This is a genomic window from Algoriphagus algorifonticola, from assembly GCF_007655305.1.
GTDB classification, from domain to species: Bacteria; Bacteroidota; Bacteroidia; order Cytophagales; family Cyclobacteriaceae; genus Algoriphagus; species Algoriphagus algorifonticola.
The window spans coordinates 50,317-65,204 of record NZ_VLOG01000018.1; the positions used below are offsets into that span (position 1 = coordinate 50,317).

Here is a 14,888-nt window from a genome sequence, read left to right on the forward strand (position 1 = left end):
AAGGTTCAAATAGCTTAGATATTTTATGAAATCCAAGTAAAAATATATCTCGGGATGCACTCAAAAGTGGATGAAATGCAAGTTTTATAGTCTGAAAAATAATTCGTTTGAAAATTTTAAATCTCTCTTGACTTTGAAAATTTAATTATTAATTTTCTTGCGAATTTTATAGTATTCTGAATATGATATTTGTCTTGTTAGCCCTGTGGGCTAGCTTTTTAACCGATTCCCTGGTTTCTAAATTTTCTCAAGAACCTCCCGTTTATTCCTCCATTTCACATTCCAAAGAGCTGGTAATTGATCAGAATTTTGGCTATACGCTTAAGACTAACAAGAAAATAACTGTCCTGAGCGCAGAAGGATTAGGTCATGCTTCTGTCAGGATTTTTTATGATAAGCTAGTCCAAATTAAAGGCTTTAGTCTGGAGGTGATAGATCCTGCTACAGGCAAAACTATCCAAAAAGCCAAAATGAAAGATCTGCAAGACGCCGAGTTATATGATGGTTTCTCCGTTTTTGCAGATAACCGGCAGAAATATTATGTCGTGAACTCAGCCAAATTTCCGATTGAGGTTCATATTCAAACTGAGGTTTATTTCCAATCCAATTTCAGTTTTCAACCATGGATTCCTGTAGAGAGCACATTTCAGAAATTGGATGAAGCTGAATTAGCTATTATTTACCCTGAATCCATTGGGATTCGCTATCAGGAACAGCACCTTTCTGGAAACAAGACTGAGGAATCCTTGGCTGACGGTAGAAAAAAGCTAGTATGGAAAGAAGCCAATTTACCTGTACAGGATCTCAGCATTCGAGAAGAGGATGACCATCGTTTATATATCGCTCCTAAGGAATTCAAATTAGAGAGTTTTCAAGGATCTATGAATGATTGGTCAGAATTGGGCTTGTGGAAATACAAACTCAATGAGGGAAGAGATCAGTTGCCTCAAGAGTTTAGAGAAAAAATCCTGAAGCTGGTAGAAAGGATAGACGATCCCTATGAAAGGATTTCAGTCCTATATGCCTATCTACAGAAAAACTTTCGCTACGTCAGTATACAATTAGGCATAGGTGGGTGGCAAACAATGACTGCTACAGACGCGGTCAAATATTCCTACGGGGATTGTAAAGGCTTGACCAATCTTATGAAAGCCATGCTGGAAGCAGCTGGAATACCTGCTTTTTATACCTTGGTCTATGCAGGAGAGGGTGAGTCAGATATTCGCACAGATCTCCCTTCCAATCAATTCAACCATGTGATTCTAAGAGCGGAAATTGATGAACAACCCGTATGGCTTGAGTGTACTTCCAATAGTTTGCCGGCAGGCTACTTGGGCTCATTTACCAATGACCGGCATGTTTTAGTAGTGACTCCAACCGGGGGATATTTGGCTAAGACCCCAAGCTATGAAGAAAGCAGCTGGAATCGGGTGGAGAATGAGTATTTTCTCCAACTGGATGAAAAAGGTGATGCCACGATGACTATGAAGCAGCACTTGGAAGGAAATCCAGCTTACAAAGCTGTTAGTATTTCCAGACAGCTTGATTCCAGACAGCAGCGAGATTATTTCAATAAAAACTCAGCTATTTCCGGATTGGTAATTCAAGATTATCAATTTGAATCCGAGCAGTTAGATTCCTTACCTATAGCTGATAGAACAGTCAAAGGAATTGTCCAAAAATTTGCTCAGACTACAGCCAAACGCCTTTTACTGAAGCCATTTTTTACCAAAATAAAATTAGATGAAATAGGTTTCAAAAATTTTGATTTGGAAGAAACCTATGCCATAGATCTCCCAAAAGGAGTAGTATCAGAATTCAATCTTGAGCCCCTGGAAATCAAAGAGGAGGAATATAGCATTCACATAGAAAATCAGTTGAAAGACAATCAGCTTCTGGTTACCAGAAAAATTAAGGTTTCCATCAAAGACCCTAAGGATGAAGATTCCAAGAAAGTCCTGATTAGTAAAATCAACTCGGTAGGATATGGAACCTACCATTTTACCAAGCCCAGCCTAAATCAAAAATAATATGAAATGCCCATGAGAAAAAATCTCACACAAGGGGATGATTATCCTGGGCATTCCATCTGACCCCTAAAAAACAAATTATAAACAGATGAAAAAGCAACTTTTATTATGCCTTCTCTTTTTATTGCATCTTTCAGGATATGCCCAAAAGGAGAAATTTGGAAAATATAATTCCAATGAAATTTCTTATTCGGAAGTTGATTTTGAACCAGATGCGGATGCTGTAGTACTTTTCGAGGAAGGGGTTTCCAAATTCTTCGGGGAAGTTTTTGAAACAACCTACCATTTCAGGATCAAAATTCTAAAGGAGTCAGGAATAGCTCGGGGAGATGTAAAGATTCCATTCTATTCAGGTGATAATAGAACGGAAGAAATCAGTGGTTTAAAGGCTTTGATCACCAACTTTGAGGGAGATGAGCCACAGTCCATTAAGGTGGATAAAAATCAGATTTTTGAAGTTGAGGTAGGAAATGGATGGAAGGAATACCGGATTACATTTCCCAATGTGAAGGTGGGCTCTATTCTGGAGTATACGTATAAGAAAACGGATAAGAATATCACCCTTTTAGATGGATGGACATTCCAAAATGATATTCCAACCATCATGTCTTCTTACAGTATCACAATGATTCCGCAATTGGAATACAAGATGATTGGTCAAGGAACAAAGTATAATACTACCTCAGAAAAAACTGTAAATAACGGGACCTACACTTGGACGTTGAGGAAGCTGAATTCCCTGAAGGCGGAGCCTTACATGAATAATTTTGCGGATTATAGAGAAAGAGTTGAGTTCCAGCTTTCACGTTACCAAAAAACCTTGTACGAGTGGGAAGATGTACTGAAAAATTGGATCGTGCTGGGAGATGAGGTTTTGAGAGGTTATACGGATAAGGGGTATTTCCGAAGCTCTCCTTTGGAAAAAGTGATGGATGGCGTAGACTTCGAAGGAAGCACTGAGCTGGAGAAGGCTCAAAAGGCCTATTATTACCTTCAGCAGAATTTTCAACTTAACACTGAAAGTGGTTTCTTTCCAGACCAGCAAATATCTCAGTTGGTCAAAACCAAAGTGGGTTCGGCAGTAGAACTGGACTTGGCATTAATGGGTATATTGAGATCTATGGGGATAGAGTGCCACCCAATTTTGGTAGGTTCAAAAGGTAGTGGAAGAAGTGATTTAGTACCTTTTCCATTTATCAACCAGTTTAATAGTGTATTACTTCATGCGAAGCTGGACGGCAAAGAATATCTCTTGGATCTGGAAGATCCATTGGCCCCTTTTGGATATGTGGACTTGGATAAACATGTAAAAGCAGGGTTGTTTCTGACTAAAGAAAATAGCCAATTAGTTCCTATCAATATTCCTCATAATTCGAATTCAGTATTTACTTCAGTGTTGAAATTTGATGAGGAAAAGAATTTGATTGTAGAAGGATCGCTTCGCAGATACTTTTACGAGGGTTTGCAGATGTCACATCGATCCCAAAATCTCCAAAAAAACAATGAACCGCTTCATAAACTATTTACTTTAGATCCAACCTGGGAAGTAGTCAATATGGATATGCAGGATAATCTTAAGGAGGACAATTACACTACCACCAATTACACGATCAAAATTCAAGGACAGGATTCTCAAGGTGCAGCCTTGATGATGCTTACTCCTTTTAAGATCGCTACCTTCAGCAAGAATCCTTTTACCCAGGATTTCAGGATTTTCCCTGTCGATTTCGGTTTTGCATTTTCAGAGACTTATTCTACCCTGCTGGAAATTCCCGAAGGTTATGAGTTGGACGATTATCCTCTCAAGGAAGCAATCAGTATGAAAAACGGGGAGGTGTTATTTTCTTATAATCCAGTGCTAATGGGAGATAAAGTTCAGATTGTAGCAAAGCTCGAAGTCAAAAAACCAACGATTGATGTCAGGCAGTATGCCAATTTGAAATATTTTATGGAAACTGTGGCTACTAAAATGAATGCTCCTTTGGTCTTAAAAAAAGTAAGTAATCCTTGAGTTCACGAATTGGGCTAATATGGGTATTTATTATCCTTTCTTGGCCAAGTTTTGGGCAGGTTAGCTTTGGGATTTACAGCCAATTTGAAAAAGAGCTGGATTCAGTTTTCTTCGAAAAAGAGGCAAAGGTTGTCTCTCTTTACGAGGGAGGAGTCACTTATCCCTTAATCAAAGAGGGGGAAGGCTGGGTGATAGGCCTTGTCACAGAATACCATTTTAGATACAAAATTCTTGGAGACAACCCGGATAATTTTGGCAATATCACCATCCCTTTTTTCACCGCAGGTGATTTAAAGATTGAGCAAATTATCGAATTAAGGGCCACTGTAAGCTATTTGGATGGAGATGAAAGAAAAAGTATTAGACTGGGAGATGAACACATTTTTAGGTCAGATAATGAAAATGGTTGGTCCGATTATAGGATTGTTTTCCCTCAAGTAAAAAAAGGCTCCATTCTGGAGTGGAAGTACGTGAAGGTTGATCGTGAGTACTATTTATTGGAAGGATGGGAGTTTCAGGGCACTTACCCAAAGCTCAGATCTGAATACACTTTTCAAGTACCGGACTATCTTCGATACCAACTCGTCACCCAGGGTATTCCCGTCCGGGAAATGCTTCAAGTTTCTCCTTCAAGAGATAGGTTTTACTGGAATCTTGAAAATATACCTTCATTTCGTCTTGAGCCTTACCTGAGTAATCCAATGGATTATGTGTTTCGGGTCGAGGGCTTTTTATTTCAGGATGGAACCCAGTTTCAGCCAATAGTCTATTCTACTTGGGAGGAGTTGGGAACACGTATCCAGTCAATTCCAGCATTTGAATCTTATTTCAAGGGGAACTCAGTGAAAAAGTTGGGTATAAAAGATGTACTATATGGTACTAATGATCTTGAAACGGCAGAAAAAATTTACCGCTTTGTCAAAGACAGGTTTAAAGTACAGCCAAGTATTTATCCGTTACCTACCCAAGTCGCAAGGTCTTTGCTCAAAAAAGGAGAAGGGAACCATTTAGATATTCACCTGACTCTGCTTAACCTGCTTCAAGACCATGGAATAACTGCGGATTTAGTGTTGATTAATCAAAAAGGCGAGAACAGGACAGATTTAATCCCCAGTCCTTTTCTTAATCAGTTTTCAAATTCTTTGGTGAGACTAGAGATCAGAGATTCAGTTTTTTGGTTGGACGCTACGGATCCTTATCTATCTTTTGGATTAATTCCTCCCAAAAAATTGGTGCCTCAAGGATTTTTAATTCGGGGTGATGAATCAAAACTGATTCCCATTGACTTAAAGCACAAGTCCGGATCCAACCAGATGATTACTCTTGAAAAAGACTCTATAGGAAATTGGGCTTATTCTATCAATTTCAAACTAGAAGGACTGAATGTGCTTTCATTGAGAGATCAGCTATTAGGTCCAAATCCTGAACCTGAAGACCTCGACGATTCCTACTATGACATTACAGTTGATGATAAGTTTCAAGAAGAAGGATATCTATTCTCAAAGGCCAAGAAGCCGGCCTTTAATGATGGTGAAGAAATTGTGATTTTAAGCCCTTTTAAAGAATCCATTTTCTATGAAAATCCATTTTTGGAAGTTAGGAGAACTTATCCAATTGATTTTGATTATCCCTTTTATCAGAATTTTGAGCTCGACATGGAAATTCCGGAAGGGTATGAAGTAGATGAAATCCCTCCATCTGTGTCTCATTTCACTCCAAACAAGGAATTAACCTATTTGTTGGAGTCAAAAATTGAAGAAGGTCATATTCGTATAGTCAGCAAATTGGATATTCATGTTAAAAATTACTCACCTCGCGCTTACCCTGAGTTGAAATCCTTCGCAGAAAAAGTATCCGAAAGTGTACAGTTTCCGGTAATATTAAAAAAGAAAGCTAACTAGCTTCTGGAGTATAAAAACTGCGAATTTTCGGTAATTTTCGGAAGATTATGGGAAAATACATTCATGGATATCTGACAGAGGAGCAGGAGCGGCTGATGACCCAGGCGGGTATTCTGACTCCTTTAATTTATCCTTTCATTGATTTAAAAAATCGAAAGAATGTATTGGAAATAGGTTCTGGGGTTGGGGCACAATCACAGGTAATATTGAGCCTTTATCCTGACTTGGACTTGACCTGTGTGGAAATTGAGAAGTCTCAAATTGAAAAAGCCCAAATCAATTTATCCGGATTTTCAGACAGAAAAATCAATTTTGTCAATCAAGATGCAGCGGAACTAAATTTAGAGGAAAGGTTTGACGCTGGTTTTATCTGTTGGGTTCTGGAGCATGTAGAAGAACCTAAGAAGCTTTTGAGGTCGGTTTATGAGCACTTGCACCCTGAGGGGGTTATCTATTTAACAGAGGTCTTCAATTCAAGTTTTTATTTTTTGCCCAAATTGCCAGGATTGGAGCGATATTATAATGCTTACAACGCCCATCAGATTCAAAGTGGAGGAGATCCTGATATTGGGGTCAAGATGGGGAGTTTGCTGCATGAAGTAGGTTTCGAGGAAATAGAATTACAAAGGGGAGGCTTCCATTTGGACCAATCTAGGCCGGAAGAATTAAAGCGTATGTTGGCTTATTGGAGAGAACTGATGAAAAGTGCTGCTAAACTTATGTTGGACTCTGGTATAATCAGTAAGCAGGATATCTGGGAGATGGAGTCAGACCTGGAAGTAATTGCTAAAGCTTCAGATTCCGTATTTTTTTATCAATTTGTACAGGCAAAAGCAAAGCGCAAAGCATGAAAATAATCCGTTGGTTTAGCAGATTTATCCTTAAAATCATTATTTGGTTTTTCATTGTGTCCATTGGTTTGGTAATCATTTATCGCTTTGTGCCAGTTCCCCTTACTCCATTAATGGTGATTCGTTTGGTAGAGCAGTCAATAGATGAAAAAAAAGAACTAAGGCTATATAAAGATTGGGTGCCAATGGAGGAGATCTCCAGGCATGCTTCTCAGGCGGTATATGCCTCAGAAGATCAAAAGTTTTTGCAGCATTCAGGTTTTGATATGGAAGCCATGAAAAAGGCTTGGGAAGGGAATAAGAAAGGCAAAAGAATAAAGGGTGCCAGTACCATTACCCAGCAGACAGTCAAAAATGTATTTCTCTGGCCGGGTAGAAATTATGTGAGAAAGGGGCTGGAGGCTTATTTTACCGTATTGGTGGAGCTACTTTGGCCCAAAGAAAGGATTATGGAGGTTTACTTAAATGTCATAGAAATGGGCCCCGGAATCTATGGGATAGAGGCGGCAGCACAAACTTTTTATGGTAAATCTGCAAAAAAGCTCACCCGTGGAGAAGCAGCCATGATTGCGGCAGTTTTACCGAACCCAATAAGATGGAGTCCTAGGAGACCCACCAATTACATCTCCGGAAGACAAGGTTGGATATTGAGGCAAATGAATAATCTGGAGCCCCTAGGCTGGGGAAACTAGGGCTTTGAAATCGGGACTTTTATTTTTCAAAAAAGCCTTTACGAGACTCTCACCCAATATTGAAATTTATTGCTGTTCAATAGTTAGGCGCTTTGATCTCAAGGCTAATAGCTAAAGACTTAAAATTGATCTTTCTGAACCAAAATTGTAATATTCAAAGCTTGAATTTTTTTTCAGTACAATAAAATTGTTTTTCAGGATTCAAAAAGTGTATTGTACGACAACGAATCCAAATAAAATTTGTTTTAAAAAAAATTCAATGCTTAATTTTTTGCATTAAGGGAATATTAATTCCAAGTTAAAAAATGCTTCATACAGGCTAATTTTGAGGATTAAAAAATGCAAGAAATTTTTATCCACATTTTCAATTATTTATCCACACTTTTCAACAAATGGATAATAATACACTGATAATCAGTATTTTAAGGCCTGTCAATAATGGCTAAATTTGTGGATAATCGAAGCTAACTGAAAAAAGGGCTGTTAAAATGAATGTTAAAAAGTGGATAATCTCAAAATCCAAATATTCTTTTAAATCGGCCTTAATCTTGCCTCTGTCGGATCAATCTTTTTCGGTAAGAATTGAAGATTCTGGACTTGGAAACAAAGCCCAAATAGCGTCCATCCTCTACCACAGGCAAGTTCCATGCTCCTGACTTTTCAAATTTATCCATGGCTTTTTGCATATTTTCAGTAGCTAATAGGATTTCTGGAGGACTATGCATTAAACTCCTGATTTGAGTGTTTTCTTGCTTCTCTAAGTCAAACATGATATCCCTGATGTCATCCAGGGTGATGATTCCACGGAGTATTTTATTTTCGTCCACAACAGGGAAAATATTTCTCTTGGAAATTTTTACCAAATCAATTAAATCTTTCAGCTTAGATTCCGGGTGTATAGGTAATAAGTCCCGTTCTATGACATGAGAAATATCAATCATGTCCAGTAATTCCTGATCTTTTGTCTCAGGTAATTGTCTGCCTTTTTCCTTGAGTTGTTGAATATAGAGGCTGTCCTTTTGATAGTAAGTGGTAGTGATGTAGGAGATGGCTGAGACAAACATGAGCGGTACAAAGAGTTCGTATCCTCCTGTGATTTCAGCTATGAGGAAAATAGCCGACAGTGGAGCGTGCTGAACTCCAGCCATGACCCCGCACATGGCAACTAAAGTAAAGTGAGCAAGGGGCAATGGGATATGGATTCCGAGCATGTTCTTCCCGAAAGCGAATAGGAAACCTACCAGTCCCCCAACATATAGGGAAGGGGCAAATATTCCGCCAGATCCTCCTGCACTCAATGTCAAAGCAGAGGCAATAGGTTTGATTAAAATAATTAAAGCCAAAAAAATCAAAATCATGTAAGGGTTATCAATGGCTGAGAAAAATGGACTTTTTTCCAATAACTGGTTCGAGTTGCCATCAATAAGCAGGTTCAGCGTATCGTATCCCTCGCCATAAATAGGAGGAAAGAAAAACAGCATGAAACCTAACATAGCGCCACCGTACAGAATTCTAATGGTTTGGCTCTCTAGTCCCTCCATGATTTTTTCTGTGCGTACTACCGCCTTACTAAAATACAAAGAGACTATCCCGCAAAAAATCCCTAAGAGGAGATAGTAGGGCATGTGTGCAGCTCTAAATTCTTCCTGAAGGTTAAAATTGAATACGGAGTCCTCTCCAATCAGTAGCATAGAGGTCAGGGATCCCATCACAGAGGCAATCAAAAGAGGGATAAAACTTGCAGTGCTGATTTCCATCAAGATTACCTCTATCGCAAATATCACTGCACCAATCGGTGCTCCAAATATGGCCGAAATCGCTCCAGCTGCACCACAACCTATTAAAAGTGTTCTCTTTTTGGAGTTGAGATGTACCAAAACTCCAATATTGGAACCAATGGCTGATCCTGTTACCAGCATGGGTGCTTCTAATCCGACGGAGCCTCCAAAACCGACAGTCAAGGCTGAAGTAATAACTCTGCTGTAGGTCTTTACCCTGGGTATTAAACTCTGCTTTTTGGAAATTGTAAACAGTACATCCGGAATTCCGTGACCACCAACATCTTTGAAAAGAAACTTTCCAATAAGAAAGGCAGCAGCGATACCTATAATTGGATAGATGATGTACATGAAATTGGCATATTCTACATAAAAACCTTCAGTCAGAAAGTTTTGGATAGCATGTACTCCTTGCTTGAGAATCACTGCGGCCAGACCAGAAATCACACCAATGATGCCACTGAGAATCAAAATAAAATTTTGATTACTCATATGCCTTAATCTCCAAATCAGGAGTCTGGTTATGAAATCATTTTTTGCCAAAATCTACTTTTAATCAATTCCATACAAAGTAAGTAACCTATGGAACAAAGGAAAAATATCTCCTATTCTTTTGCCAAATCTTCGTCTAAAGCCAAAATGCAGTTCAAAATGAGTCGGCTGGCCTTCACATAAAATTCTGGATCAATATTTTTAAATTCATCGGTAACCTGATGATAATCTTGATGGTCTTCAACTCCAAAGTATAAATGAGGAACCTTTTTTTCGAAAAAAGCACCGTGATCTGATGATTTAGTCCAGTCATCAGCCCCTGTACCTGGGATATCATGGCCAAACATTAATTGAATGTCGGAATCAGTAGCGGCAGACTCCAATGCCGGTTTGAATTGTGGATGGTAGTGAGTTCCAGAAACATATAACTCCCCTTTTTCATTTCTGGATATCATGTCCATATTGACATTCAGTGCGATCACTTCCAATTCGAAGGGAAAATCAGCCACCAGTGCTTTTGCACCTTGAAGTCCCATTTCTTCTCCATCCAAAGCTGCAAACATCAGGCTATGCTTGGCCGGGTTTTTCGCAAAATAATCTGCCATTTCAATCAAAGCAGCCGTGCCAGAGGCATTGTCGTCAGCTCCATTATATATAGAGTCGCCTTCAGCGTTCTTTTTCCCTACTCCCACATGATCGTAATGAGCTGTGATCACAATTATTTTTTTGCTCTCTGTCCCCGCTACAAATCCTACTACATTTTTTCCAGTGAGGGTTTTTCCTTCTCTTCGATTGTAAAACTGAAATTCCTGTAAATAATCTGGGTATTGAGAATTTAATCCTGATTTTTCGAATTCGGATACTATGTACTCTCTCGCTTTGAGGTTTTCAGGGGTTCCTGTTTTTCTCCCTTTCAACTCATCGGAAGAAAGGTAAACCATGTGTTTGATAAGAGTTTTTTCCCGTAAGGATTGTGCAGAAACAGAAAAATGAGCCAAGCAGATGATGAAAAAGAGGAGAAGTTTTGGTCTTTGGTACATGAGATGGTTAAAATTTCGTTATTTAAAGTCCGAATTTAATTTAAGTTTCTTTCCTTCCATTTCTCTATGAAATATTTAATTTTTCTGGCAATACTCATCTTGTCCCATCCAGTCAGGAGTCAAGGGAATTTACCGGAGACTTTTTTTGATGGAAAGTCTGTGGTTTTGATCTCTGCTGATCCAGCTGCCAGACCGGTAATGGATTGGAAGGCTGTTGCCGATTCGGTTCATTCTGCTTTAGTAAAAGCTGGAGGTGACCCAGTCGCTTATTACGAGCTTGAGCAGGTTTCCTTATCGGAGGAAGTACAAAGTAGCTACGCCAAAGCCTTTGAGCAGCGCCTGATTAAAAATATCATATTAGTCACCCGTCAGAGAAACAATGCGAGTATCCATGTAGGAAAGTTCAGTGGAGATGGGAAAGTCATCACATCAACTGCTCTATTTGGTCTGAGCGCCCCCAAAATTGAAGAAGTAGCGGATCAGTTTGGAGCTTTGGGAGAAAATGTCAGAACCAAAAACCTCTTGGTGATCGATATTCCTGAGTTTCCCGGTATTACTCAAGGCGAAGCTGCCCAGCAAGCTTCCTCCAGTAAATTTTTTGCAAGAAATCCTCTAAACCTGGAAGTATTTAAACTGGGTGTTCCATTGGAAGGATCAAGTGCTGAGACTGGTTCTTTGACATATTTCAGATATGATCTATATGGTAAGTCAGCCGAAAGGATATTGGCAGAACAAGCAGCCCAAAAAGCAGAGATAGAAGGAATTCTCAAAGCAGAATATCCTTACGAAGTTGCTTGGCTAACTGAGGCGAAAACCAATCAGGAATTGATCAGGGACAGAATTCAGTTTCTATTGGTGAAAGTTGAAGGGAGAGAAGCGGACCTTAAAAAAAGTATGGGGCTAAATTCCGATCCTGAAATAGAAAATCAAACCGTGGTAAAATACTATATCAAGCTATTGGTAAGAGATGAATTATATATAGGACCTGAATGGGATGCTGATTCAGATTGGAGAGTTGCTCTTAGAAATTTCATCAGGAATCTAAAAAAATAAACCTCCCCAAGAGGGGAGGTTTTGTCGCTAATAAACTTAGGGGTGATTACAGCAACTTTTACTTTTCTTTATATATGTGTTACAAATATGATACTATGAAATAGTATAAAACTAAAGAAGTTACTTTTTTTTTTATTATCCAATACTTTCAAAGATTTTTTAAAAAAAACTGACTTTTATTTAAAATTTTATTCGAAAAATCGCATCTAATAGTAATTTTTGTTCAAAAAAGGGATCAAAGCAAGTAAAATTGCCTGAGAATAGTAATCTCTCCTAGTAAGCTTTCCATCTGTTAAAATACCAACTGACCCGCCTTCTTGCTTGGAATTTGTTCTTGAAAAAAACTGATCATCTGCATCACCCAGTTCCATTCCGCTTTTGATCAAACTGACTATACCCTCGGGTAGATAAAAGGTGCCGGTTTTGGCTTGACCCACTTGCCCATTATCATCTAAAATATAGATCCAGGCAAAAGCAAACATGCCATGTTTATCTTGGTCCAATCCACCTTCAATACCTACCCAATAATTTCCTTCCGGAAAATTCTTTTTAGAATTCAAAGCTCTGTTTTTTGCTCCCAGCCAAGTTTCTTCATCGCCATAGGGCTGATCAGGTACGCCTGAAGATGTAGTGATTCCATTGATGTGAAATCCCTTGGAAAAAGCCAGTGAAAATGCGTCTTCCGCACTGTTAATTTTCACCGGATTTTTGCTTCCTACGATAATAAGTGGTTTCTCTTGCTGTTGTAAATTCTGTCTTCTTGGAAAATTCATAAAAAAAAGAGCCCAAGCTTTCGCTTAGGCCATATTAGTGTATACGTTGTTTACATCATCGTCCTCCTCCATCTTTTCGATCATCTTATTGATGACCTCTTCCTGCTCTTCAGTTAATTCAGTCAGGGTGGTAGGGAACCATTGGAAATCTGCGGAAATCACTTCAATACCTTTTTCTTCCAATGCTTTCTGCATGGTACCGAAGTCTTCAAATTCTGTATAAACAAAAATCTCTCCTTCGTTTTCATCGATGTCGGTCAAACCAAAATCAATGAGTTCTAACTCCAGCTCATCCATATCCAATTCGCCTTGGGTGAATCTGAAAACAGCTTTGTGATCAAACATGAAGCTTACCGAACCGGAAGTTCCCAAGGAGCCACCCGCTTTGGTAAAATAAGATCTTACGTTGGCGACTGTTCGGTTTATATTATCGGTAGAAGTCTCCACCAACACGGCAATACCGTATGGACCGTAGCCTTCATATACAATTTCTTCGTAGTCTTTTTCGTCCTTATTAGATGCTCTTTTGATAGCTGCCTCTATCCTGTCCTTCGGCATTTGGGCACCTTTGGCATTCTGAATGAGGGTTCTCAGTCTTGGATTGGACGTGGGGTCGGGTCCGCCTGCTTTCACTGCCATCACGATTTCTTTACCTAGCTTGGTAAAGACCTTGGACATTTTGTCCCATCTTTTGAATTTTCGTTCTTTTCTGAATTCAAACGCTCTTCCCATGGATTTGCTCGATTTAGGCCGTAAAAATAAGAAATCTTTTCCTTTTAGCGGTGGGATTGACTGAGTTAATCTATCCCATACTTTTTGAAGAATTCCCGTCTTTTTTATGTGTGATTTCGTATCATTTAAACCTTGATTATGCAATAGGATTTCGATTTGAGTCCAAAAGTGGTTAAATTTTGTTGGACAAGCTGTTTTTGAAGTATGAATAGTAGCACCAAAATGGTTAACCTTCCAATTGAATATTCCTCCAAGCCAGTTACCCCATTTGGAGGGATGAGTTTAATGAAACGATTTATTGATCAGGTAAGGATCCGGGAAAAGTTGGAAACGCTTAACCTTCCCCAACCGGGATCTAACCGGGGATATGATCCCAAGCAGATCGTGGAGAGCTTCTGGCTGGGCATCTGGACGGGGGCAAGCCGCTACATTCATTGTGATTGGCTACGATATGATCAGGTTCTCCACTCTATATTCGGCTGGGACACCATGCCTTCTCAGAGTACCTACAGTCGTTTTTTTGGCAAGTTTTCCCAGTCACTGAACACAGAGATTTTTCCTGAACTGCAGCATTGGTTTTTTGACCAGCTAAATATCGGAAGCCTCACCGTAGATTTTGACAGTACTGTCATCACTCGCTATGGGGATCAGCAGGGCAGTGCCAAAGGATACAATCCCAACAAACGGGGCCGGAATTCTCATCATCCGCTGATGGCTTTTGTGGAACAGACGCGTATGGTAGCCAATGCTTGGCTGCGTCCGGGAGATACCGCTGCCAGCAGCAGCTGCAAGGAGTTCATGGAGGAGACTTTCAATCAGGTACTCAAAGACCAGAAAATAGGTCTGGTGCGGGCAGACAGCGGATTTTACACCGAAGAACTGATGTCGTATCTGGAAGAGCAACAGCTGAACTACATCATGGCCGTGAGAATGTATCCCAACGTGAAAAGCGAAGTCTGGGCCATCAAAGACTGGATCAGATTGGCTAAAGGGATTGAACTAAGCGAAATGAAGTTTAGCCACGAAAACGGAAAACCCAGAAGGTATATCCTGGTCAAAAAGCAAATCGACATCAGGCCAAATGCCTCAGGCAAGATGCTCTTTGAGGATGAGCCAGGCTATCGCTACAGCTGCTATGTGACCAACATGGATCTTCCTCTGGATCAAATATGGAACATGTACAACAACAGAGCAGACTGTGAAAACAGAATCAAGGAACTCAAGTATGACTTTGGTCTGGAAAACTTCTGCCTACAGGACTTCTGGGCAACCGAAGCCTCCTTCAGATTCATCATGGTTGCCTACAACCTAATGAGTCTATTCCGTCATTTTGCTCTCAATCATCATAATCGGGCAACCTTGGGAACCCTCAGATCCTATTGCTTTGCATTAGGAGCATGGACAGCTTCTCACGCTAACAAAAAGGTCCTCAAGATCTCTTTGCCCACTAAACGAAGGCGGTGGATGGACGGAATTTTCTCCCAAATCTCAACTCTGAACAACCCCTTTAATTACTCTAATGCATAATTCGGGTT

General features: G+C 39.6%; 11 protein-coding genes. 7 read left to right on the forward strand and 4 right to left on the reverse strand.

Annotation, left to right across the window (positions count from 1 at the left end; translation table 11 throughout):
- Positions 1 to 182: 182 nt before the first annotated feature.
- The 5 genes from FL972_RS03630 to mtgA all read left to right on the forward strand — a co-directional run bounded on the left by FL972_RS03630 (position 183) and on the right by mtgA (position 7,485).
- Positions 183 to 2,030 carry a DUF3857 domain-containing protein gene (locus FL972_RS03630; protein WP_144603700.1) on the forward strand — a complete coding sequence of 616 codons (1,848 nt, stop codon included), beginning with the start codon at positions 183 to 185 and terminating at the stop codon, positions 2,028 to 2,030.
- 88 nt (positions 2,031 to 2,118) lie between these two features.
- On the forward strand, positions 2,119 to 4,041 hold the full coding sequence (locus FL972_RS03635) for a DUF3857 domain-containing protein (RefSeq protein WP_144603703.1): 1,923 nt from the start codon (positions 2,119 to 2,121) through the stop codon (positions 4,039 to 4,041).
- Positions 4,038 to 5,942, forward strand: coding sequence for a DUF3857 domain-containing protein (locus FL972_RS03640; RefSeq protein ID WP_144603706.1), 1,905 nt, complete (start codon positions 4,038 to 4,040; stop codon positions 5,940 to 5,942). The genes FL972_RS03635 and FL972_RS03640 overlap by 4 nt, the downstream gene beginning before the upstream one ends.
- Before the next feature lie 47 nt (positions 5,943 to 5,989).
- The gene (locus tag FL972_RS03645; RefSeq protein ID WP_144603708.1) at positions 5,990 to 6,793 is read left to right on the forward strand and encodes a class I SAM-dependent methyltransferase; all 804 of its coding nucleotides are present in this window, start codon (positions 5,990 to 5,992) and stop codon (positions 6,791 to 6,793) included.
- The gene (mtgA, locus tag FL972_RS03650; protein ID WP_144603710.1) at positions 6,790 to 7,485 is read left to right on the forward strand and encodes a monofunctional biosynthetic peptidoglycan transglycosylase; all 696 of its coding nucleotides are present in this window, start codon (positions 6,790 to 6,792) and stop codon (positions 7,483 to 7,485) included. Before FL972_RS03645 ends, mtgA begins: the two co-directional genes overlap by 4 nt.
- Before the next feature lie 542 nt (positions 7,486 to 8,027).
- Here the strand turns inward: mtgA and FL972_RS03655 are convergent.
- Positions 8,028 to 9,755 carry a chloride channel protein gene (locus FL972_RS03655; protein WP_250161277.1) on the reverse strand — a complete coding sequence of 576 codons (1,728 nt, stop codon included), beginning with the start codon at positions 9,753 to 9,755 and terminating at the stop codon, positions 8,028 to 8,030.
- A gap of 113 nt (positions 9,756 to 9,868) precedes the next feature.
- Positions 9,869 to 10,795: a M28 family peptidase gene (locus FL972_RS03660; protein ID WP_144603715.1), complete on the reverse strand. Its 927-nt coding sequence runs from the start codon at positions 10,793 to 10,795 to the stop codon at positions 9,869 to 9,871.
- A 66-nt stretch (positions 10,796 to 10,861) separates the two neighbouring features.
- Between FL972_RS03660 and FL972_RS03665 the strand changes: the two genes are divergently transcribed.
- The gene (locus tag FL972_RS03665; RefSeq protein ID WP_144603717.1) at positions 10,862 to 11,848 is read left to right on the forward strand and encodes an NTPase; all 987 of its coding nucleotides are present in this window, start codon (positions 10,862 to 10,864) and stop codon (positions 11,846 to 11,848) included.
- 206 nt (positions 11,849 to 12,054) lie between these two features.
- Here FL972_RS03665 and yjjX read toward each other — a convergent pair whose 3' ends face one another.
- Together yjjX and FL972_RS03675 are read right to left on the reverse strand one after the other, a co-directional pair.
- On the reverse strand, positions 12,055 to 12,621 hold the full coding sequence (gene yjjX, locus FL972_RS03670) for an inosine/xanthosine triphosphatase (protein ID WP_144603719.1): 567 nt from the start codon (positions 12,619 to 12,621) through the stop codon (positions 12,055 to 12,057).
- Between the two features lie 24 nt (positions 12,622 to 12,645).
- Positions 12,646 to 13,353 (reverse strand): YebC/PmpR family DNA-binding transcriptional regulator, encoded by a 708-nt coding sequence (locus FL972_RS03675; RefSeq protein WP_144603721.1) that lies wholly within the window; start codon positions 13,351 to 13,353, stop codon positions 12,646 to 12,648.
- A 204-nt stretch (positions 13,354 to 13,557) separates the two neighbouring features.
- Here FL972_RS03675 and FL972_RS03680 point away from each other — a divergent pair, with 204 nt between their 5' ends.
- Positions 13,558 to 14,880 (forward strand): IS1380 family transposase, encoded by a 1,323-nt coding sequence (locus FL972_RS03680; protein WP_144603723.1) that lies wholly within the window; start codon positions 13,558 to 13,560, stop codon positions 14,878 to 14,880.
- The last annotated feature ends 8 nt before the right edge of the window (positions 14,881 to 14,888 follow it).